The 1109-nt window shown below is 51.2% G+C and carries 1 protein-coding gene and 1 pseudogene; one reads left to right on the forward strand and one right to left on the reverse strand.

Annotated elements, in window-relative coordinates:
* Positions 1-221, forward strand: a pseudogene (locus tag F6Y09_RS20015) (PEP-CTERM/exosortase system-associated acyltransferase); the annotation flags it as partial.
* A 120-nt stretch (positions 222-341) separates the two neighbouring features.
* Here the strand turns inward: F6Y09_RS20015 and F6Y09_RS20020 are convergent.
* Positions 342-1109: THxN family PEP-CTERM protein (locus F6Y09_RS20020; RefSeq protein ID WP_152208726.1), on the reverse strand; the 768-nt coding region annotated here is incomplete at its 5' end.

Consider the following 1109-nt stretch of genomic DNA (forward strand, 5'->3'; position numbering starts at 1 on the left):
TGCTGCGTGTTCTAAAGAAATTTGGTGTGGAGTTTGATCATGTGGGGCCTGTGATGGAGTATCACGGTCGTCGCCGTCCTGCTTTCACTGAAGCTGCGTCACTGATCGAAGGCATCAGAAAGCGTCGTCCGGATGTCTGGTCGTTGGTTACTGACTCGGGGCGCTACCTTCCAGCAAAACCGGATACCGACTATAAGGTAAGCCGGAAAGAGGTTGCCTGACTCCGCGGCTGAGCGATTCTGAATTACGCTCAGTGTTTTTGACTCAGCAAAAAGCCCCCGCCTTTCGGCGGGGGCTTTTTTCATCAGCACTGTCTTTTGAACGTTATAACTGTTCAAACATTATGCTTTAGCAGCTTTTTTCCTGCGTGCAAAACCAAGGCCAGCGATGCCCAAGCCCATCAGTGCCAAGGTGCCTGGCTCAGGTACGCTAGCCGGTGCAGCCGCGATACGGAACCGGGTCTGGAAAGTGTTTGCTGTATCTTCTTGAGTCAGAAGACCAACACAATTGGCCGGAGCGCCCGCTACGCCACAGGTGGTTGCTCCAAGAGCGACCAGGTTTTCCAGCTCAAGGAAGACCGTGTAGGTGAAATCGTCAATGGTAAACTGGTCTGAAGAAAGCTCGAACCAGCCGTTCATATTTTGCATGGCATCATCAGGCAGGTTGTTAAGCGTAAAGATGTCATCACAGGGAATACCTGTTGATGTTCCTCCGCAGGGTGCACTATTAATTGTTTCACTGAAGGACGATTCGAAGGTGAGGGGGCCCACAGTCTGGGTCGCGCCGTTATCCGGAGTAGAAGCTACCAAGTCAAGCGAAGTAACTATGTTGAAACTAGTCAAGGCAGAATATCTGGCATCGATAATATTGTTGTCGTGGGTGAATAAGCCACCGTCTACAAAGTCCCCATTGGTGATAAGGCCACTTGGTGCATTTACATCATCAATCGATACAGACGAACGATCTTCAGCATCCACGCCGCCCCATGACAGGCTTTGGGGGTTTTCGGTAGTGGTGCCGTTTCCACTGCTGAAAGTAGCATTCTCAAACACGTTAGTGGTCGAGTAACCCCAATCGGTAATCAGCTCCGCGTTGGCAACTGAGGCGCC

This window comes from Marinobacter changyiensis (assembly GCF_009193265.1).
GTDB lineage: Bacteria > Pseudomonadota > Gammaproteobacteria > Pseudomonadales > Oleiphilaceae > Marinobacter > Marinobacter changyiensis.